Source organism: Streptomyces sp. NPDC060049 (assembly GCF_042736715.1).
Classification (GTDB): Bacteria; Actinomycetota; Actinomycetes; order Streptomycetales; family Streptomycetaceae; genus Streptomyces.
Genome location: NZ_JBHWVV010000002.1, coordinates 353582 through 372268 on the forward strand (window position 1 = coordinate 353582; position 18687 = coordinate 372268).

Annotated in this window: 18 protein-coding genes; 10 read left to right on the forward strand and 8 right to left on the reverse strand. The window is 73.7% G+C overall.

Going from position 1 to position 18687, the window contains the following annotated elements:
- The first annotated feature begins 105 nt into the window (after positions 1-105).
- The 6 genes from ACFWBY_RS04365 (at position 106) to ACFWBY_RS04390 (ending at position 8396) form a co-directional block, all read left to right on the forward strand.
- Positions 106-471, forward strand: coding sequence for a hypothetical protein (locus ACFWBY_RS04365; protein ID WP_385329823.1), 366 nt, complete (start codon positions 106-108; stop codon positions 469-471).
- A gap of 153 nt (positions 472-624) precedes the next feature.
- Complete coding sequence (locus ACFWBY_RS04370) at positions 625-4791, forward strand: helix-turn-helix domain-containing protein (protein ID WP_385329825.1); 4167 nt, start codon at positions 625-627, stop codon at positions 4789-4791.
- Positions 4792-4984: 193 nt separating this feature from the next.
- Positions 4985-6277, forward strand: coding sequence for a serine hydrolase domain-containing protein (locus ACFWBY_RS04375; protein ID WP_385329828.1), 1293 nt, complete (start codon positions 4985-4987; stop codon positions 6275-6277).
- A gap of 117 nt (positions 6278-6394) precedes the next feature.
- On the forward strand, positions 6395-7195 hold the full coding sequence (locus ACFWBY_RS04380) for an NPP1 family protein (protein ID WP_385329831.1): 801 nt from the start codon (positions 6395-6397) through the stop codon (positions 7193-7195).
- A 345-nt stretch (positions 7196-7540) separates the two neighbouring features.
- Positions 7541-8113, forward strand: coding sequence for an HPP family protein (locus tag ACFWBY_RS04385; RefSeq protein WP_385329834.1), 573 nt, complete (start codon positions 7541-7543; stop codon positions 8111-8113).
- A gap of 97 nt (positions 8114-8210) precedes the next feature.
- Complete coding sequence (locus ACFWBY_RS04390; RefSeq protein WP_385329837.1) at positions 8211-8396, forward strand: DUF6381 family protein; 186 nt, start codon at positions 8211-8213, stop codon at positions 8394-8396.
- 44 nt (positions 8397-8440) lie between these two features.
- Here ACFWBY_RS04390 and ACFWBY_RS04395 read toward each other — a convergent pair whose 3' ends face one another.
- Entirely contained in the window at positions 8441-8791 is a 351-nt protein-coding gene (locus ACFWBY_RS04395) for a hypothetical protein (protein ID WP_385329840.1), read from the reverse strand.
- 118 nt (positions 8792-8909) lie between these two features.
- On the opposite strand from ACFWBY_RS04395, the gene ACFWBY_RS04400 reads away from it, so the two are divergent.
- A complete protein-coding gene (locus ACFWBY_RS04400; protein WP_385329843.1) occupies positions 8910-9485 on the forward strand; it encodes a YdeI family protein in 576 nt (191 codons plus the stop codon).
- A 40-nt stretch (positions 9486-9525) separates the two neighbouring features.
- Here ACFWBY_RS04400 and ACFWBY_RS04405 read toward each other — a convergent pair whose 3' ends face one another.
- Together ACFWBY_RS04405 and ACFWBY_RS04410 are read right to left on the reverse strand one after the other, a co-directional pair.
- On the reverse strand, positions 9526-10077 hold the full coding sequence (locus tag ACFWBY_RS04405; protein WP_385329845.1) for a hypothetical protein: 552 nt from the start codon (positions 10075-10077) through the stop codon (positions 9526-9528).
- A 323-nt stretch (positions 10078-10400) separates the two neighbouring features.
- Positions 10401-11594, reverse strand: a complete 1194-nt coding sequence (locus ACFWBY_RS04410) for a cytochrome P450 (RefSeq protein ID WP_385329847.1) — start codon at positions 11592-11594, stop codon at positions 10401-10403.
- A 115-nt stretch (positions 11595-11709) separates the two neighbouring features.
- On the opposite strand from ACFWBY_RS04410, the gene ACFWBY_RS04415 reads away from it, so the two are divergent.
- The gene (locus tag ACFWBY_RS04415; protein ID WP_385329850.1) at positions 11710-12474 is read left to right on the forward strand and encodes a dienelactone hydrolase family protein; all 765 of its coding nucleotides are present in this window, start codon (positions 11710-11712) and stop codon (positions 12472-12474) included.
- Positions 12475-12573: 99 nt separating this feature from the next.
- Here the strand turns inward: ACFWBY_RS04415 and ACFWBY_RS04420 are convergent, their stop codons facing one another.
- Positions 12574-12984, reverse strand: coding sequence for an organic hydroperoxide resistance protein (locus ACFWBY_RS04420; RefSeq protein WP_385329853.1), 411 nt, complete (start codon positions 12982-12984; stop codon positions 12574-12576).
- A 127-nt stretch (positions 12985-13111) separates the two neighbouring features.
- Here ACFWBY_RS04420 and ACFWBY_RS04425 point away from each other — a divergent pair, with 127 nt between their 5' ends.
- Positions 13112-13585 carry a MarR family winged helix-turn-helix transcriptional regulator gene (locus tag ACFWBY_RS04425; protein WP_385329856.1) on the forward strand — a complete coding sequence of 158 codons (474 nt, stop codon included), beginning with the start codon at positions 13112-13114 and terminating at the stop codon, positions 13583-13585.
- Here the strand turns inward: ACFWBY_RS04425 and ACFWBY_RS04430 are convergent.
- From ACFWBY_RS04430 to ACFWBY_RS04445, 4 genes are all read right to left on the reverse strand, one after another.
- Positions 13548-14222 (reverse strand): cytochrome b/b6 domain-containing protein, encoded by a 675-nt coding sequence (locus tag ACFWBY_RS04430; RefSeq protein ID WP_385329859.1) that lies wholly within the window; start codon positions 14220-14222, stop codon positions 13548-13550. The genes ACFWBY_RS04425 and ACFWBY_RS04430 overlap by 38 nt on opposite strands.
- A complete protein-coding gene (locus tag ACFWBY_RS04435) occupies positions 14206-14871 on the reverse strand; it encodes a molybdopterin-dependent oxidoreductase (protein WP_385330283.1) in 666 nt (221 codons plus the stop codon). Before ACFWBY_RS04435 ends, ACFWBY_RS04430 begins: the two co-directional genes overlap by 17 nt.
- Positions 14872-15160: 289 nt before the next feature.
- The gene (locus ACFWBY_RS04440) at positions 15161-16522 is read right to left on the reverse strand and encodes an FAD-dependent oxidoreductase (protein WP_385329862.1); all 1362 of its coding nucleotides are present in this window, start codon (positions 16520-16522) and stop codon (positions 15161-15163) included.
- 210 nt (positions 16523-16732) lie between these two features.
- Positions 16733-17539: a hypothetical protein gene (locus ACFWBY_RS04445; protein ID WP_385329864.1), complete on the reverse strand. Its 807-nt coding sequence runs from the start codon at positions 17537-17539 to the stop codon at positions 16733-16735.
- Positions 17540-17864: 325 nt separating this feature from the next.
- Here ACFWBY_RS04445 and ACFWBY_RS04450 point away from each other — a divergent pair, with 325 nt between their 5' ends.
- Entirely contained in the window at positions 17865-18590 is a 726-nt protein-coding gene (locus tag ACFWBY_RS04450) for an HNH endonuclease family protein (RefSeq protein WP_385329867.1), read from the forward strand.
- The last annotated feature ends 97 nt before the right edge of the window (positions 18591-18687 follow it).

Consider the following 18687-nt stretch of genomic DNA (forward strand, 5'->3'; position numbering starts at 1 on the left):
TTTCCCGGCAGGGCAGGCGACGGGCGACGGGAAACCCGGCGACCCCGGGCCCGCCGGGGACAGGCTGGGGAAGTCAACACGGAGCAAGACCCACAAGGGGACATCATGCGCAAGATGATCCGCGGAGCCGCCGCGTTCGCCACCGCCACGGCCGCCGTCCTGGCCCTGGGCGGCGCGGCCGGCGCGCAGCCGGCCTACACGTGGGCCGGCTGCCCGAACGGGGCGGTCTGCATCTACCCCCGGAACCAGAACCCCGCCGTCAAGCCCAGCCAGATCTTCTACAGCTACGGGGCGCACAACCTGAAGAATCAGTACGGCAACCACTGGGTCTTCAACAACCAGTACGGCGGCGCCTCCACGCACCTGTGCACCGGCTACAACGGCGCCCGCTGCGGCTTCGTGATCGCCCAGGGCACCGGGGTCTACGCCGACCTCGGGCCGATCAACTCCATCACCCTCGACCGGCCGTAGCCGACCGCTCGTTCGCAAGGGTGTTCCGGAGCCGGCCGCCGGGCGGCTCCGGAGCACCCTTGTTTCACGCCACGCCGCACGAATGGCCGGTCGGCCCCACGACCCCCGCGCTAGCCTGGGCTTCTGCCTCTCACAGCCTGGGCGCGCATTGCCATGGGGGACGTCTTGGGGGACCCGGACCGCGGACGCACCGCCGACCGCCGCAACACACCGACTGGTTCGACGGACGACGTCGCGGCGCCCGTGGCACCCCCGGTACCTCCTGCACCCTTTCCCGCCCAGCTGAGGCGTCTGCGCGTGCAGCGCGGTCTGTCGCTCGCCGACCTCGCCCGCGAGACCCATTACAGCAAGGGCTACCTGAGCAAGATCGAGACCGGGGCGAAGCCCGTCACCGCCGATGTCGCGCGCTGCTGCGACCGGGTGCTGCGGGCGGAGGGCGAACTCCTGCGGCTGGTACCGGAGAGCGAGGGGCCGGGGCCCCCGGCCCCAGCGCCCTCCGGCGTCGCGGGACCGTCCCGTTCCGGGGCCGGAGCACTTGCCGGTTCCGTCTCCGGCGCCCCGCCCGGTTCGCAGTCGCCCGGTTCGCAGTCGCCCGGTTCGCAGTCGCCCGGCGAGTGCCCTTACCGGGGCCTGCCGGCGTTCACCCCCGAGGACGCCGGATGGTTCTTCGGCCGGGAGCGCGCCACGTCAGCCCTCGTGGAGCGGCTCTTCGAACGCCTGGGCCGCGGGCCGCTGCTGCTCGTCGCCAGGTCGGGCGCCGGCAAGTCCTCGCTGCTCAGCGCCGGTCTGGTAGCGGCCCTGCGGCGCGGCGACTTCCCGGTGGCGGGCGCCGACGGCTGGCCGGTCGTCAGGTTCACCCCCACCGCGCACCCGCTGCAGGAGCTCCTCGACGCCGCCGCCAAGGCGCTGGGAGGTGACCTGGGCATCAGTCCGCGGGAGGTGCGCTCCCGCCCGGAGCGGCTGCTCGAAGCCGTGCACCGGCGGGCGGACGTCGGCCGTGCGCGGCCGGACGCGGCCCCGGACCGGGAGTCGGGGCCGGGGCCGGGTGAGCGGCGGCCCCCGACCGTGCGGCCGGTACTGCTGGTCGATCAGTTCGAGGAGCTGTTCACCCTCTGCGCCGACGAGGAGGAGCGCCGCGCCTTCGTACGGGTCCTGCACGCCGTGTCCGGGCCCGCACGGACCGGGTACGAGCCGGCCGCCGTCGTGCTCGGTGTGCGGGCCGACTTCTCGGGGGACTGCCTGGACCTGCCCGAGCTGGCGGCCGTCTTCGCCGACGGTCTGTTCGTCCTGCCCCCGATGTCGGTGGCGGAGTTGCGGGAGTCCATCACGCGTCCGGCCGAGCTCGCCGGGCTCACCCTCGAACCCGGGCTGGTCCCGCTGCTCCTGCGCGACGTCGGCGTGCACGAGGCGGATGAGCGGGCCGCACCGCACGGCGCCCAGCTCCCCGGTCAGTACAGCGGCCCGCACTCCGGCCCGTACAGCAGCCCGCACGCCGCCCCGGAGGCCCGCCCGGAGCCCGGTTCCGGTTCCGCTTCCGGTCCTGAGGCCTGGCCCGGCGATGCGCCCTCCGCCGCCCTGCCCCTGATCTCCCACGCGCTGATGGCCACCTGGCAGCGGCGCGAGGGCTCCACCCTCACCGTCGCCGGATACGAGTACGCCGGCGGGATCCAGGGCGCCGTCGCACGGAGCGCCGAGCAGGTCTTCGCCGGCCTCTACCCGTCCGAACAGCGCACGATCCGGCGGCTGCTGGTACGGCTGGTCCACATCGCCGACGGGGCCGTACCGACCCGGCGCCGGGTCAGCCGTACCGCCCTGCTGGAGGGGCAGGCGGACGCCGACCGGACGTCGGCCGCCCTCGACGCCTTCGTACGGGCCCGGCTGGTCACCACCGACAGCGCGACCGTGGAGATCACCCACGAAGCACTGCTGCACGCCTGGCCGCGGCTGCGCGGCTGGATCCACGCCGACCGGGCCGGGCTGCTCGTCCACCAGCAACTGGCCCAGGCCGCCGACGAGTGGGTGCGCGAGGGACGCGACCCGTCCGTCCTCTACCGCGGCACCCGCCTCGACACCGCCGGGGCCTGGGCGGACGAGCTCGACGCGGGCAGGCTCGGCCCCCGGGAAGCGGAGTTCCTCCGGGCGAGCCGGGCGGCGCAGGAGAGCCGGCGCCGCCAGACCGGCCTCCAAGTACGCCTGCGCCAGCGGATGCTGGCCACGCTCGTCGTCCTGCTCGTGCTGGCGCTGAGCGCCGGCGCGGTGGCGTACCAGCAGCGCACCGCGGCGCTCGGCCAGGAGCGGACCGCCCGCTCACAGGCCCTGGCCGCGCGGTCCCTCTCGCTGGCGGCCGGCCAGCCGGAGGCCTCGATGCTGCTCGCCGAGGAGGCCTACCGCGCCGAGGCGACTCCCGAGGCACGCGGCGCCCTGCTCAGCACCCAGTCGCAGCCGTTCCTGGCCCGGCTGGGCGGGCACGGCGGACCGGTCAACTCGGTGGCCTTCGCGCCGGGCGGCGCGCTCATGGCGACGGCCGGCTCCGACGGGCGGGTACTGGTGCGCCGGGTGTCCGACCGGCGCACGGTCGCGTCCTTCACCCTGCCCGGCCGGGTGCGCGCGGTCGCCTTCAGCCCCGACGGGCTGACCCTGGCGGCCGGTTCCACCGGCGGGCCGGTCCGGATCCTGCCCGTCGCGAGGTCCGGCGCCGGGGCCGGCCCGGCGGTGGCGCTGCCCTCGCGCACGGCGGGCGCCAGGGCCCTGGCCTTCGCCCCCGACGGGCACACCCTCGCCATCGGCGCCGCCGACGGCACCGTCCAGCTGCTGGACCCGGCCGACGACCACCGCGAGATCGCGACGTTGAGCGGGCACGCCGCGCGGGTCAACTCCCTCGCGTACGCGCCGGACGGCCGTTCGCTCGTGTCGGCCGGCGCCGACGGGACCGTACGCCTGTGGGACACGGCGCGGGCCCGTTCGCTCGCCGTGCTGGAGGGCCATACCGGAGAGGTCCTGGGGGCGGCCTTCGCGCCGGACGGGCGCACGGTCGCGACCGGCGGCGTGGACCGGACCGTGCGGGTGTGGGACGTCACCGCGCACTCCGTCCTCGCCACCCTCAGCGGGCACAGCGACGACGTCAACGCCGTCGCCTACACGCCCGACGGTGCGACGGTCGTCAGCGCCGGCGGCGACGGCACGACGCGGCTGTGGGACGTCCGGGGCGGCCGCCCGACCGCGACGCTCGCCGGGCACACCGACTACGTGCTCGCGGTCGCGATGGACCCCGCCGGTACGGTGCTGGCCACCGCCGCCTTCGACCAGTCCGTCGTGCTGTGGGACCTGCGGGGGTACGTGCTGACGGCGCGTCCGTTCACCGAGGTCTGGCACGCCGCCTACAGCCCCGACGGGAGGACGCTGGCCACGGCCGACGCCGATCACACGGTGCTGTTGTGGGACGTGGCCGCACGACGGGTCCGGGCCACCCTCAGCGGGCACGCCGAGACCGTCTTCTCGGTGGCCTTCTCCCCCGACGGCCACACCCTCGCCTCCGCCGGAGCCGACGGCACCGTACGCCTGTGGGACGCCGCCACCCGCGCGCCCCTCGCCACCCTCGCCGGGCACACCGGCACGGTGTTCTCGGTGGCCTTCTCCCCCGACGGCCACACCCTCGCCTCCGCCGGAGCCGACGGCACCGTACGCCTGTGGGACGCCGCCGCCCGCGCGCCCCTCGCCATCCTCACCGGGCACACGGACTTCGCCAACGACGTCGCCTTCAGCCCCGACGGGCGGGTTCTGGCCAGCGCCGGGGACGACTTGACGGTCCGGCTCTGGGACGTCACCGGGCGGCGTCCGCTCGCCGCGCTCACCGGTCATGCGGGTGCGGTACGGGCCGTCGCGTTCGACCCGGACGGCCGGACCCTGGCCAGCAGCGGCAACGACGGGTCGGTCCGGCTGTGGGACACGGGGCGGCGCCGCGTCACCGCCGTACTCACCGGCCACACCGGCTCCGCGCGGGGCATCGCCTTCTCCCCCGACGGCAGGACGCTGGCCAGCAGCGGCAACGACCGTACGGTGCGGCTGTGGGACGTGGCCGGACGCCGGCTCCGGGCAGCCCTTTCCGGTCATACGAACGCGGTCTGGGGCGTCGCCTTCTCCCCCGACGGCAGGACCGTCGCGAGCAGCAGCAACGACGGCACGGTCAGGCTCTGGGATCCGGACCCCCGAGCGCGACTGGCGGCCATCTGCCGTGTGGGGAGCGGCATCGGGACGCGCGAGCGCCAGGCGCTGGTTCCGGACCTGCCGGTACGCGCGGTCCGCGACTGCCCGCAGGGGTAGGGCGGGCGGCGGAGGCCGTGGTCGCGCCCGGCCCCGCTGCCGAGGTCTACGCCTGGCCCCAACTTCACGACAGCCGGGCGCGGATGACGGACATTTGCGTCCTGGGACCGGCTTGGCTGGAAAGTGCGCCTACCTCCCCTTGATCATCCGTAAGGTCGGACACGACCAACCACCCCCCGAGTCGAGGAGCAACGTGCGTCCGTCCCCTTCCCCTTCCCTCGAACGCCGACTGGCCGTCGGTGCCGCCCTGCTCGCCGTCGTGGCCGGCGGCCTGCTGCCGGCCACCGCCGCACACGCCGCGCCCGTAGCGGGGTCCGCGGCGCAGACCGCCGCGCAGGACCTGTCGCAGTCCGCCGTCCAGCCGGCCGTCACGCCCGATCTGGAGGCGCTGACGCAGGCTCTGCGCAACACCACGGCGGCCGGAGCGCCGGGCGCGATGGCCCGCTTCACCGGTCCGGGCGGTGTCCAGAGCAGGGTGGAGGGCGTCCGGGACCGCACCACGGGCGCGGCGATGGACCCGCGGGCCCGCTTCCGGATCGGCAGTGTCACCAAGACGTTCTCGACCGTCGTCCTGCTCCAACTGGTGGACGAGGGAAAGATCGAGCTCGACCGGCCGGTCAACAGCTACCTCCCGGGCCTGCTGCCCGACGACCGGATCACGGTGCGCCACCTGCTGACCCACCGGAGCGGTCTGGCGGACTACACCAACTCGATGTTCGAGCACACCGTCCCCGGCTTCGAGGCGGTCCGGAACAAGGTGTTCACGTACAACGAGCTCGTCGGCCTCTCGCTCGCCGAGCCGAGGACCACCGAGCCCGGAGTGGCGTACAAGTACTCGAACACCAACTTCGTCGTGGTGGGCATGCTGATCGAGAAGGCCACCGGCAAGCCGGTGGCCAAGGAGTACGACCGGCGCATCATCAAGCGCCTCGGACTGAAGAACACCTCGTACGTCCACCCCGGCACGGCCATCAAGGGCCTGCACGCCAACGGCTACCTCCACCCCGACGAGGCGGGTGGCCCCCTGGTCGACTCCACCGAACAGACCGTGTCCTGGGCGCAGTCCGCGGGCGCGATGATCTCGAACGCGGCCGACCTCAGCACCTTCATGTCCTCCCTGCTCGGTGGGAAGCTGCTGCGCCCGGGCACGCTGGACGCGATGCTCACCATGACCCCGACCGACACAACGAACACCCGGTTCTACGGGCTGGGTCTGCGCCGGTACGACCTCTCCTGCGGTACGCAGGTCTACGGGCACACGGGCACCGTCCAGGGCTTCTACACCTACGCCTTCACCACGCGCGACGGCAGCCGCGCCCTGTCCGCGATGGCGAACACCTCCAACCGGGGCCAGGCCAACACCGCCCTGGGCGGGACCCTCGAGGCGGCCTTCTGCGGCAAGGCGCCCGCGGCCGGCCCGGCCACCGCACGCGGCTTCGCCTTCGGCCCGGCGGCAGCGGAGGCGGACCTCCCGGAGCGCGGCTGACGGCTCATCCCGGACAACCGGCGGCTCCCGCCCCTTGGCCTGGGGGCGGGAGCCGTGAATGCTGAACTCCGCATTCCCACACGGGTGTTGTCCCGTGTGACCGATGAGGAGGACACGATGGCCGACGCACCGCCCGCGAAACGATCCCCGAGGGGGCCGGGCCGGCGGGTCCGCAGGATGCTGGCGGCCACGGCGGGGGCCGCGGCCCTGGTCCTCGCCGTCCCGGGGATCGCGTACGCCGCGCCGCCCCCGGCCCTGCCCGCCAACGCGGACGGGCTGGAACAGACCTTCCAGCCCGCCTACGACTACGACCGGGACGGCTGTTACTCCACGCCGGCCATCGGCCCGGACGGGACGATCGCGGGGGGCCTGAAGATGGGCGGCGACGTCAACGGCAGCTGCCGCGACCTCTCCGACCTGAACAACACCAACGGCTACTCCCGCGCGAAGTGCAACAACGGCTGGTGCGCCGTCATGTACGCCCTCTACTTCGAGAAGGACCAGGTGTCGCTGGGCCCCGGCAGTGCCGGACACCGGCACGACTGGGAGCACGTCGTGGTGTGGATACAGAACGACCAGGTCGCCTACGTCTCGACCTCCGCACACGGCGGCTTCAAGGTCCACACCGCTTCGCAGATACGTTTCGACGGGACCCACCCGAAGATCGTTTACCACAAGGACGGGATCAGCACGCACTGCTTCCGGGCCGCGAACTCCAACGACGAGCCGCCGGAGAACCACAAGGGGACCTGGCAGTACCCGCCGCTGGTCGGATGGAACGGCTACCCCGCGGGCCTGCGCGACAAGCTGAGCCAGGCCGATTTCGGCAGCGCCCTCCTCGGCATCAAGGACGGGCAGTTCAACGGCCACCTCGCCAAGGCCAAACCGGCCGGGATCCCCTTCGACCCCAACGCGTGAGGGCGGTGGGCCGGGGCCGGCGCCGGGCCCCGGTAGGGCTCCGGCCCGGCCGGTTCGGCGGCCGGGGTGGGGCCGGGTCACTGCGTAGGGCCAGGTCACCGTGTAGCGCCAGGCCGGGGGCGGTCGCCGGACCCGCGGGCAGGGGCCGATAGGCCTGCGGATAGGGTCATAACGGAACGCGCAGCCCACACCCCGGGTAGGCGCGAGGTCGGACGGCCGTCGAACACGGCGCGCTCCGCGCCGCGCCGCCGTGGCACGACGCCGCTCCCGCGGCGCCGCCTCGACCGCTCCCGCCCCGCCCCTGCCCGGCCGACGGCCGCCCTGCCCGGAAACCTGCCTGCCCCGATGAGTACCGCCCTCCACCCTCCGTCCACCCCCGACGCCCCCGCTCCGGCGCCCGCCGCGCCCCCTGGAGCGTCCCGCCGCCGAGCGATCGCCGGCCGGGCTCCCGCCCGGCCCACGGCCGCCGCCGCGATCCACAGCATCGGCGCCGCGACCGCGGTACTGCTGTGGCTCGTGGCCATCGGCACCCTGCTCCACGAGCCGATCCTCATACCGCCCCTGGCCGCCAGCGCCGCCCTGGTGCACAGCGCGCCGACGCTGCCACTGGCGCAGCCGCGGGGGGTCGTCATCGGACACATGCTGGGGGCCGGCGTCGGCTACGGGGTCCTGGCCGTCGCCGGCAGCAGCGCGTGGGCCGCGGCCGTGGCCGCCGGAGTCACCTTGGCGCTGGTCATGCTCGCCCGTACCCCGCACTCACCCGCCTGCGCCACGGCCGTCGTCGTCGTGCTCCAGACTCCGGCGGCGGCACGGTTCGTCCCCCTGCTGTTCGGCGCGACCCTCCTGATCGTCCTCACCGGGTACGCCGCCTCGCGTGCGCGGCGCGCGGCACCGAGGTATCCCGCGTACTGGTGGTGAGTCCGTTCACCTCGGGTGACGGTTCGAGATGCGCGCGGAGCGTGCGGCTGGTTCGCTGGGTCGCACGCGCCGTTCCCCCTCAGCGCCAGGAGTGATCATGAGTGCAGGCGAAACCCACGGCCGGTCCCGCCAGCTGCGCGACAAGGCCCGGGAACTGAACGATGCCGCCGCGCGGTCGGCCGACCCCGAGGAGAGCCGGCGGCTGCGGGAGAAGGCCCGTCGCCTGCAGGAGCAGAGCGAGAAGGAACGCGTCATCGACGACCCGGGCATGGACCTGCGGTAGCCGCCCCGCCCCCGGCCCGCACAGCGGCTACTCCTCCTCGGCCCCTACTGGGCTGCGGCCGTCGCGGGCGCCTCGTCCAGCTCCCAGGCGTGGCGCTTGAACTCCCGCACGAAATCGGCGTGGTCCTCCCACTGGCGGGCGATTCCGCGCAGGACGTCCCAGTGGTGCTCGACCGCCTGGTCGATGACCCGGCGGACGGCCGGCTCGGCGGTCGCGCGCTGTTCGATGAGCCCCTTGGCGACGGACGCCTCCAGCGCCGCGTTGCGCAGCGCGCGCAGGGCGCGGGAGGTGTCGTCCATCGCGAAGCCGTTGTCGCTGCCCGTCTCCTCGGCGAAGAGCGGGGTGAGCCGCGCCTCGATGAAAGCGGTGATCCGCTCGAAGTGACGTACGTCCATCGGGGGCTCCATCTCGGGTCGTTCCGGGTGTGCGGCGCGGACCGGGCCCGCGCCGAGATCATTATCCCGCACCCCCGGCACCCTCCCCGCTCCCGGGGGCGCGCACTAATCTGGCCGCATGGACGAGCTGGACGGCGCAGAGGTCATCGCCTTCGCGGATGGCGGGGCCTTCGAGGAGTGGCTGGCCGGGCACCACGCCCGGCACGAGGGCGTGTGGGTCAAGCTGGCGAAGAAGGCCTCGGGGATCGCGTCGGTCTCCTCGGACGAACTGGTCGACATCGGGCTCTGCTACGGCTGGATCTCCGGGCAGCGGCGGTCCCTGGACGAGCGGTACTACCTGCAGAAGTACGTGCCGCGCAGGCCGCGCAGCCTGTGGTCGCAGGTCAATGTGGACAAGGTCGCCGAGCTGACGGCCATGGGCCGCATGCGCGAGCCGGGCCTCGCCGAGGTGCGCAAGGCGCAGGAGGACGGCCGCTGGGCGGGGGCCTACGCCTCCCAACGGACGGCGGAGGTCCCGCCCGACGTCACGCAGGCGCTGGCGGCGGACCCGGCGGCCCGGAAGGCCTTCGAGGCCCTCGACCGGACCGGCCGGTACCTCGTCGTTCTCCCCCTCCTGCAGGCCCTCACCCCGGAGATCCGCCGCGCCCGCCTGACCGAGGCCGTACGCCTCCTCGCGCGGGGCGACACCGGCTGAAACCGGCCCCCACTCGGGCCCCGGCCCGGGCGCCGCGCGCTCAGGCGTCCGGCCTGACCTCCCGGGCCCGGCCGGAGCCGTCCAGGCGGACCAGCAGCGTGCCGAGGTCCCCGCAGTCGAAGGAGACGTCCATCGCGTCCGGCGAGACCACGTCGAACCCGTCGAGGAACAGCCGGTCCCGCGGGGTCGTCCCGTCCGTCCCGTCCGTCGCGTCGAAGTGGCTCCGCCGGTGTGCGGGGGCGTGCGCGAGGGCGAAGTCCTTGAGCGTCTCCAGCCCTTCGAGGACCCGGCGGATGCGTGCCGCCGCGCCGTCGAGGTCGACGGGCTCGGCGCCGGCCGCGCCGGGACCGATCGTCACGCCGCAGTCCGTGTCCCCGTTGGCAGCGGCCGGCCGGACCGTGGGATCGATGTCGATCCCGCCGACGAGCCGGCCTTCCGCGTCCGGCCGCAGGACCCCCAGCCACGGGTGGCGGACCGGCCCGGCGCACCGGACGCAGCAGGGCGCGAGCCGCTGCGAGGCGAACGCCCCGCAGACGGGGCACAGGAGGTGGAGGTGACAGGCCGGGTCTCCGCCTTCGCCGGTGGTGTCCATGGGGTCGAGGCTATGCCCTGTCGCCGCCGCCATGCCCTGTCGCGCCGAGGTGGCTCCCCCGCGCGACTCCGACCGTCGGCGCCGCGGTCGCCGGCAGCGCGTCGGGCCGGGAACTCGCGGGGGGCGGGTTCGCCCGGGACGTGGCCATCGCGACCGAAGTGGACCTTTGCGAGATCGTTCCGGTCCTCACCGGCGGGGCGTTCACGGCGGGCGGCCGATGCGGGGGTCGGTCGGCCGGCGGGCTTGCGGCATCCCGGCCGCGTCCACCCCTGCCGGTGCGCGCGGGCACGGGGTACACGACGGACGCCGGCCGGCCGGCCGGGCTACCAGCGCAGCGGGAGGCGGCTCACGCCGCGCATCAGGCTCCCGGTCAGCCAGGGCGGCGGGCCCGCCTCCGGGTCTTCGCTCAGGCCGGGGAAGCGTTCGAGCAGGGAACGGATCGCAATGCGGCCCTCCATGCGGGCCAGGGGCGCGCCGATGCAGAAGTGGAGGCCGTGGCCGAAGGCCAGGTGGCCCTGGGGTGCGCGGCGGATGTCGAAGGTGTCGGGCTGCGGGAAGCGCGCGGGGTCGCGGTCGGCGCCGGCCAGGGAGACGAGTACGGTGGCCCCGGCCGGGATGGTGGTGCCGCCCAGGTCCAGGGCCTCGCGGGCGTAGCGGTAAGTGGAGTGCTGCACGGGGCCGTCGTAGCGGAGCATCTCCTCGACGGCTCCGTCGAGGAGTCCGTCGAAGTCTCCGCGGAGCGCGGCCAGTTGGTCGGGGTGGGCGAGCAGGGCCCGTACGCCGTTGGAGATGAGGTTGACGGTGGTCTCGTGGCCCGCGACCAGGAGCAGGAAGGCCATCCCGACCACTTCGTCGGACGAGAGCGAGTCGCCGTCCTCGTCTCGGCTACGGATCAGCGCGCTCAGCAGGTCTTCGCCGGGGTCCTTGGCCTTGGCTTCGATGAGCTCCGCGAGATAGGCGCCGAGCTGCCGGTGCGCGGTGTTGTCGGGGGCCCCGGGAGCGGGGGCGACGACCGCGTTGGACCAGGAGCGGAAGCGGGCGCGGTCCAGGTCGGGCACGCCGAGCAGTTCGCAGATCACTGTCATCGGCAGGGGGAACGCCAGCGCGTCGATGAGGTCGGCGGTGCGCCCCGGCCGGGCGGCCATGGCGTCGATCAGCTCGTCGGTGATCTGCTGGACGCGGGCACGCATGCCTTCCATGCGGCGGGCGGTGAACTCCCGTGCGACCAGCCGGCGCAGCCGGGTGTGGTGCGGCGGGTCGGACTCCAGCATGTTGGCGTTCACCGCGGTGACGAGGGCGTCGGGGAAGTGCCCCGAAGCGCGCCAGTCCTTCGACAGGGAGGGGTGGTTGAGCGCCTGGCGCGCCTCGTCGTGGCCGACGACTAGCCAGCTCGGCTCGTACGCGTCGGCCGTGACGACGACCTGGTGGACCGGGCCCGCCTCACGGAGTCTCGCGTAGTAGGGATACGGGTCGGCGTTGAAGTCCTCGGCGCTGGCACTGATGTCCACGACTGGCATCGGACCACAGTAAAACGGCGGTTGACGTGGGAGAGGGCGATTTCAGGACACTCTGGGATGACCCGGCGATCACGGTAGTCTGCGGCCTTCGCCATACGAAAAGGGGGGGACGGCCATGACGACCGCACGCGAGGTAGTCAGGACATCCGTGGAGATCGTCACACGGGACGGAACAGCCGACGCTTATCTGGCCCGGCCCGACGGCGACGGCAGGTACCCCGGGGTCCTGCTGTACATGAACGCACTCGGGGTCCGTCCGCACATCAAGTCGATGGCGGACCGGATCGCCGCCGCGGGGTACGTGGTGCTGCTGCCCAACCTCTTCTACCGCCACGGGCGCACACCGGTCTTCGAACTGCCGGAGTTCGTCGACTTCGGCCGGCAGCCGGAGCTCTTCGACCGGGTCCTCCCGGTCCTGGACTCCCTGACCGCCGAGCTCGCGATGCGTGACGCGGGGGCGTACCTGGACTGGCTCTCGGACTTCCCCGGCGCTGCCGCCGGTCCGGTGGGGATCACGGGGTACTGCCTGGGCGCCCGGCTGGCCCTGCTCACCGCGGGCACGTACCCGCGGCGGGTCGCGGCGGCGGCCGGTTTCCACGGCGGGGCCCTGGCCACCGACGCGGCGGACAGCCCGCACCTGCTCGCGCCCGGGGTGACGGCGGAGCTGTACTTCGGCCACGCGGACCAGGACCCGTCACTGCCCGCCGAGCAGATCGACCGGCTGGACAAGGCCCTCACCGCGGCCGGTGTCCGCCACCGCGCCGAGGTCTACGGGGGCGCGCCGCACGGCTACACGCTGGCGGACACGTCCACCTACGACGAGTCCGGCGACGAGCGCCACTGGGCGGCGCTGTTCGCACTGCTGGACCGGACGCTCTGACGCCGGAGCGGCCGTGCCCGCCGTCCGCGCCGCGCGTGCGGCGGGCTGACGGGGAGGACGGCCGCTCCGCGTGGTGCGGGGGCCCGGGGGAACCGGGGACTACTCGACGACGAGCTCGACGGGGATGTTGCCGCGGGTGGCCCGGGAGTACGGGCAGACCTCGTGCGCCTGCTTGACCAGCAGGGCGCCGGTCTCGCCCTCCAGGGCGTCCGGGAGCTCCACGCGAAGGACGACGGCGAGCCCGAAGCCCGCGCCGTCCTTGCCGATGGAGACCTCCGAGGTGACGGAGATCTCGCTGGTGTCGACCTTGGCCTGGCGGCCGACCAGTCCGAGCGCGCTGGCGAAGCAGGCGGCGTAGCCGGCCGCGAAGAGCTGCTCGGGGTTGGTGCCCAGCCCGTTTCCGCCGAGGGCCTGCGGCATGGCCAGCGCGAGGTCGATCTGACCGTCGGAGCTGACGGCGCGGCCTTCGCGGCCGTTGGCGGTGGCGACAGCGGTGTAGAGCGCGTCCATCTCGGGGTTCCTCTCACGGGGCGGAGGCGGGGCCGTCGGTCGGCGACCTCGCCCCATGAATATTGCACACAATTAAGTTGTGCACAATTCAGTTGTCGACACAGCAGCGCCGAGTAGACTGGTTCCCATGACCGAGCAGCCGCCCGCCACCCACCCCGACCAGGACTTCCTTCGCCTGGACGGCCAGATCTGCTTCGCGCTGGGCGCGGCGAACCGCGCCTTCGGGGGCCTCTACCGCGTGATCCTCAAGGATCTCGGGCTGACCTACCCGCAGTACCTGGTGATGCTGGTGCTCTGGGAGCACGGGGAGATGCCGGTCAAACAGCTCGGCCGGCACCTGCGCCTCGACTCGGGCACGCTGTCCCCGCTGCTCAAGCGCCTGGAGGCGACCGGGCTGATCTCGCGCGAGCGCAGCGCCGAGGACGAGCGGTCCGTACAGGCCCGGCTGACCGAGTCGGGTACGGCCCTGCGCGCCCGTGCCGTCGAGGTGCCCCGGCGGATCGCCACGGCGACCGGCTTCGAGCTCGGCGAGATCAGGGATCTCCAGGACCGGCTGCGGCGACTCACCGAAGCCCTGGACGCGGCGGTTCCGCAGGAGTAGCGGCGGCCGCCCCGCGGGCGGACGGCGTACGCCACAACGGGTGCTCGCGCCGGGCCCACTCGGCCGCCACCGAGCCCGTACGCATGCCGCGCCGGGCTTCCGGATCGGCCAGGGCCTTCACGACGTGCCCCGCGACGGCCACGGCCAGCGCGATGGCCAGCCAGTCGTGGACGAAGGTGGCGCCCGTACGCCAGGGCAGCGGGGCCAGCCCGGTGAACCACATCAGCAGGCCGGTGCCGAGCATGACCAGGGCCGCACCGGCGCTCCAGCTCGCGTAGAGCTTCTGACCGGCGTTGAACTTGCCCGCCGGGCGGCCGGCGGGCCGCGCGTCCCGGCGCAGCGCGGAACGCAGCCAGGTCCGGTCGTGCGGGCCGAAGCGGTTCAGGCGGCGCAGGTCGGCGCGGAAAGCGCGGGAGGCGAGCCCCAGCAGGGCGGGGGCCGGGATCAGCAGCCCGGACCATTCGTGGACGGTGACCACCAGGTGGCGGCGGCCGACGATCTCGGCCAGCGGCGGCAGGTAGAGGCAGCCGGCGGTCGCCAGGCACAGCCCCGTGAGTGCGGCGGTGGTCCGGTGGATCCAGCGTTCGGCGGGGGTGAACCGGCGGATCCGGCCGGGGAGTTCAGACCGTCGGGGCATCGTCTCGTCCGTTCGACTTGCCGACCCAGGCATCGACGTCGTAGCCGAGTTCCTCCCAGTAGCCGGGGCGGACGTCCTGGGTGAGCGTGATGCCCGACAGCCATTTCGCCGACTTGTAGAAGTACATGGGAGCGACGTAGAGACGGACCGGGCCGCCGTGCGCGTGGCTGAGGGGCTCGTCCCGCATCCGCAGGGCGACCATCACGTCGTCACGACGGGCCTGCGGGAGCGTGAGGCTCTCGGTGTACGTGCCGTCGAAGCAGGTGAAGCGGATCGCGCGGGCTTCCGGGCGGACCCCGGCGGCGTCCAGGAGCCGGGAGAGCGGGACCCCTTCGAAAGGCGTGCCGGGCACCCGCCAGCCGGTCACGCACTGGACGTCGCGGACGACGCGGGTCTGCGGCAGGCCGCGGAGCGCGTCGAGGGTGTACGAGCCCGGGCGCTCGACCAGGCCGTCGACGGTCAGCCGGTAGTCCGCCGGGCCCCGGTGGGGGACCGAGGAGGCGACGGAGTAGTAGCGGAACCCGCCGCCGCCCGGCAGCAGTCCGGTCAGGCCGGTGGGGTCCGACGCGGAGGCCCGTCCCAGTACCGCGTCGAGGCCGGACTGGAGGCGGGGCGCGGCGGCCAGGCCGAGGGCGCCGAGCCCCACCATGCCGAGGATCAGCCGCCGCCCTACGGGGGCGCCGAAGCCGTCGGCGTCGCGGCCGACGCGCCCCTCGGAGCCGTCGGGGCCGTCGGGATCCGGTCGTTGTTCTGTGCTCACGCGCCGATTCGACCACCGGCCGTGCCCCCGCGGCCAGGGGGCGCGGGCTTTCGTCAGACTTCCGTCACACCTCGGGACGGTCGTGCGCGGCCCCGGTGGGTGAGGCGCCGCCGCAGGGCCGGGCCGCGCGGTCGTCCGGGTGGGCCCGCACGCGGCGGGCACCACCCGGAGCCCGGGACTACGCGCCGCTCGCCTTGAGCATGTCCTCGCGCTCGACCAGCTTCACGCGCTCTCGGCCCTGCGGCTCGCCCAGCGCCTTCTCGGCCGCGTCCAGCTTGTGCCAGCCCTCCCACGTCGTGAAGCGGATCTCCCGGCCGGCGAGGAAGGCCTCGACGGCCTCCGGCTCAGGGGCGGCGGGGGTCCGCAGCCGGCCGTTCGCGTGGTCGGCGAGGAGGTTGGAGACCGTCTCGTTGGCGTCGCCCTTGGTGTGGCCGATCAGGCCGATCGGGCCGCGGCGGATCCAGCCGGTGACGTACGTCGACGCCAGGTGCGCGCCCGCTTCGATGACGCGGCCGCCCTCGTCCGGGACCGTGCCGGAGGCGACGTCCCACGGCAGCTTGGGGAGCTCGTCGGAGAGGTAACCGACCGCGCGGTAGACGGACTGGACGTCCCAGTCGGTGAACCGGCCGGTGCCCTTGACGTTCCCGGTGCCGTCGAGCTCGGTGCGCTCGGTGCGCAGTCCGACGACCTTGCCGTCCTCGCCGAGGATCTCGGACGGAGACTCGAAGAAGTGCAGGAAGAGCTTGTGCGGGCGGTCGCCGGTGTCGCGGATCGCCCAGTTCTCCAGGGTCTTGGCGACCATGTCGGTCTGCTTGTTCTTGCGGCGCTCGGCGATCGAGCCCTCGTCGTAGTCGATGTCCTCGGGGTTGACGATGACCTCGATGTTCGGCGAGTGGTCCAGCTCGCGCAGCTCCATCGGGCTGAACTTGGCCTGCGCGGGGCCGCGGCGGCCGAAGACGTGGACCTCGAGCGCCTCGTTGGCCTTGAGGCCGTCGTAGACGTTCGCCGGTATCTCCGTCGGCAGCAGCTCGTCGGCGGTCTTGGCGAGGATGCGGGCCACGTCGAGGGCGACGTTGCCGACACCGAGGACGGCGACCTTCCGCGCCTCCAGCGGCCAGGTGCGCGGGACGTCCGGGTGACCGTCGTACCAGGAGACGAAGTCGGCGGCGCCGTAGGAGCCGTCGAGCTCGACCCCGGGGATGGTGAGGTCGCGGTCGGCGGTGGCGCCGGTGGAGAAGATCACCGCGTCATAGAACGAGTGCAGCTCGTCGAGGCTGATGTCGTTCGGATAGTCGACGTTGCCGAAGAGGCGGACCTGGGGCTTGTCGAGCACCTGGTGAAGGGCGGTGATGATGCCCTTGATGCGCGGGTGGTCGGGGGCGACGCCGTAACGGATCAGACCGAAGGGCGCCGGCATCCGCTCGAACAGGTCGATGGACACACCCGGCTCGGTTGCCGCCTCGGACTTCAGCAGGGCGTCGGCGGCGTAGATGCCGGCGGGGCCGGCACCGACGATTGCTACCCGCAGGGGGCGAGGCATGTCTGGTTCCCTTCGAACGACGAATTGACTCGATCAAGGGAACACTAAACTGAGGCAAGCCTAACCCAGAACCCACCCCCTACTTATGCCCCTATAACTCTGCCTTATGGCTTATCCAAGTCGCACTTGGAGATCGCGGCCTTCTCCGGCGGCACCATGACGACTGTGCGCCCGGCTGCCGGTGCGGGCGGCGGAGGGGCCGCGCGGGGGTCACCAGGAGCCGGTGACGGTGACCGGCGAGGTCTCGACCGTCCGGACGGTGACCGTACCGGAGTCCCCGTACACCTCGTGGCGCCAGTCCGCGAAGACCCGTACGACCCTGCGCGCGTCGTCGCCGCGGCTCTTGCCCACTCCCGCGGTGGTGAAGGTCACCTCCGCGCGGCCCGCGCCGCCCACCTTGCGGACGCGGACCGGGCCGATCCCGTCGGCGGAAATGTCCTGGTCCTCTCCGGTGCGGTGCGTGGCGTACCAGCCGGCGAAGTCCCGGGTCATGTCGAACCATCCGGCGGCTCCGCAGGGGCCGGCGCCGTTGGTGACGGCTCCGGGGCCGCCCGGCGCGGCCGTGCCGTCCGTCGGTGGATCCGGGGTGCCGGCGCCCCGGTCGGTGGGCGGGTCCGGAAGGCCGGTGTCCTGATCCGTCGGGGGCCCCGCGTAGGCACCCGTCTCCTCGTCGGTGGGCGGGCCGGCGTACGCGCCCGTCTCCTCGTCGGTCGGCGGGCCCGCGTACGCGCCCGTCTCCTCGTCGGTCGGCGGGCCCGCGTACGCCCCTGTCTCCCCGTCGGTCGGCGGGCCCGCGTGCGCGCCCGTCTCCTCATCCGTCGGGATGCCGGGGGCCGCCGTGGCGCCGTGCGTCGGCCCGTCCAAGTCGCAGATCCGCGGACTCGGCGCCGCCGCGGGGGCGGGCCCGGCCGCCTCCCCCGCCCGTACGGTGCCGCAGGCCGCGAGCACCGCGCACAGCAGTCCCGCGAACCCCGCCAGAGCCGTCCGCCCGGTCGCGGACACACCAGTCTTCTTCATGATCGTCGTCTCCCCCGCTCCCCGTACAAGAGGGGCGAACGGCAGCCGCGGTTCCCGCCCTCCCCGGTACCGGGGCTCCGCGCCGCGCGGACCCACGGCGCCGCCGGTGTTCCTTCCCCCCGGATCGGCGAAGGTTCGCACGACGCAGCTGTCCGGGCGGTGGAACCCAACCCCGCTCACCCGTCCGGGGGTTGGTGGCCTGCGTCCGCGGAGCCGGGTCACGGCAGCCGCTCGGCGCTCACTGCCCGGCCGACGGGCGGGGCTTGGCGACCCGTCCGCCCTGGGTAGGCTTCCCGGGACACGGCGAAGAGCTCGGGGTGGGGTAATGGGACGTCAGACACGTGTGTCCGGTGTGGTAGTGGCGGCCGCGTCACTGCTGGCCCTCGCCGGCTGTTCGGGGACCGGGGCCGTTCCCGGTGACGACCCGAAGCCGGGCACCGCCTCTTCCGCCCCGTCCCGCCCCGCTCCGGACGACGGGAAGCCCGCCCCCGGGGACGTACTGCCCGGCATGGTGAGCGCCGCGGTGGCCCGTACGCAGCTGGCCGCGCTGAAGGTGGCCCCCGCGGGAACCATGTCCGGGTACAGCCGGGACAAGTTCACGCACTGGGCGGAGCAGGGCGACAAGTGCGACACCCGCGAGGTCATCCTCCAGCGGGACGGCACGGACGTCACCCGGGACTCCGAGTGCAAAGCCGTGTCCGGTACGTGGAAGAGCCTGTACGACGGCGTGGTGGTCACCCAGGCGTCGAAGGTGGACATCGACCACATGGTGCCCCTCGCCGAGGGCTGGCGCTCCGGCGCGGCCGGCTGGGACGCCGCGAAGCGCAAAGCCTTCGCGAACGACCTGACCCGCCCCCAACTGCTCGCGGTGACCGCCTCCTCGAACCGCTCGAAGGGCGATCAGAGCCCCGACCTGTGGCAGCCGCCGTCGAAGACGGCCTGGTGCCAGTACGGACGGGCCTGGACGACCGTCAAGTCGGCGTACGGCCTGACCGTCACCGAACCCGAGAAGCGGATGCTCTCCACCATGCTGGAGGCGTGCGCGGCATGACCCGCGACGGCGCCGCGGCTCCGTCCGCTCCGCACTGACGCCGGCCCGGTCGCCCGGGCAGCCTCACAGGACCGCGATGCCCAACGGCCGCGACCCC

Bases quoted from the DNA above. Each gene is read 5' to 3' on its own strand.
- ACFWBY_RS04420 (WP_385329853.1), bottom strand. From the start codon at position 12,984: ATGGACGCGCTCTACACCGCTGTCGCCACCGCCAACGGCCGCGAAGGC.
- ACFWBY_RS04445 (WP_385329864.1), bottom strand. From the start codon at position 17,539: ATGAAGAAGACTGGTGTGTCCGCGACCGGGCGGACGGCTCTGGCGGGG.
- ACFWBY_RS04410 (WP_385329847.1), bottom strand. From the start codon at position 11,594: ATGCCAGTCGTGGACATCAGTGCCAGCGCCGAGGACTTCAACGCCGAC.
- ACFWBY_RS04365 (WP_385329823.1), top strand. From the start codon at position 106: ATGCGCAAGATGATCCGCGGAGCCGCCGCGTTCGCCACCGCCACGGCC.
- ACFWBY_RS04390 (WP_385329837.1), top strand. From the start codon at position 8,211: ATGAGTGCAGGCGAAACCCACGGCCGGTCCCGCCAGCTGCGCGACAAG.
- ACFWBY_RS04370 (WP_385329825.1), top strand. From the start codon at position 625: ATGGGGGACGTCTTGGGGGACCCGGACCGCGGACGCACCGCCGACCGC.
- ACFWBY_RS04385 (WP_385329834.1), top strand. From the start codon at position 7,541: ATGAGTACCGCCCTCCACCCTCCGTCCACCCCCGACGCCCCCGCTCCG.
- ACFWBY_RS04395 (WP_385329840.1), bottom strand. From the start codon at position 8,791: ATGGACGTACGTCACTTCGAGCGGATCACCGCTTTCATCGAGGCGCGG.
- ACFWBY_RS04425 (WP_385329856.1), top strand. From the start codon at position 13,112: ATGACCGAGCAGCCGCCCGCCACCCACCCCGACCAGGACTTCCTTCGC.
- ACFWBY_RS04400 (WP_385329843.1), top strand. From the start codon at position 8,910: ATGGACGAGCTGGACGGCGCAGAGGTCATCGCCTTCGCGGATGGCGGG.
- ACFWBY_RS04380 (WP_385329831.1), top strand. From the start codon at position 6,395: ATGGCCGACGCACCGCCCGCGAAACGATCCCCGAGGGGGCCGGGCCGG.
- ACFWBY_RS04405 (WP_385329845.1), bottom strand. From the start codon at position 10,077: ATGGACACCACCGGCGAAGGCGGAGACCCGGCCTGTCACCTCCACCTC.
- ACFWBY_RS04435 (WP_385330283.1), bottom strand. From the start codon at position 14,871: ATGGTGGGGCTCGGCGCCCTCGGCCTGGCCGCCGCGCCCCGCCTCCAG.
- ACFWBY_RS04450 (WP_385329867.1), top strand. From the start codon at position 17,865: ATGGGACGTCAGACACGTGTGTCCGGTGTGGTAGTGGCGGCCGCGTCA.
- ACFWBY_RS04415 (WP_385329850.1), top strand. From the start codon at position 11,710: ATGACGACCGCACGCGAGGTAGTCAGGACATCCGTGGAGATCGTCACA.
- ACFWBY_RS04430 (WP_385329859.1), bottom strand. From the start codon at position 14,222: ATGCCCCGACGGTCTGAACTCCCCGGCCGGATCCGCCGGTTCACCCCC.
- ACFWBY_RS04440 (WP_385329862.1), bottom strand. From the start codon at position 16,522: ATGCCTCGCCCCCTGCGGGTAGCAATCGTCGGTGCCGGCCCCGCCGGC.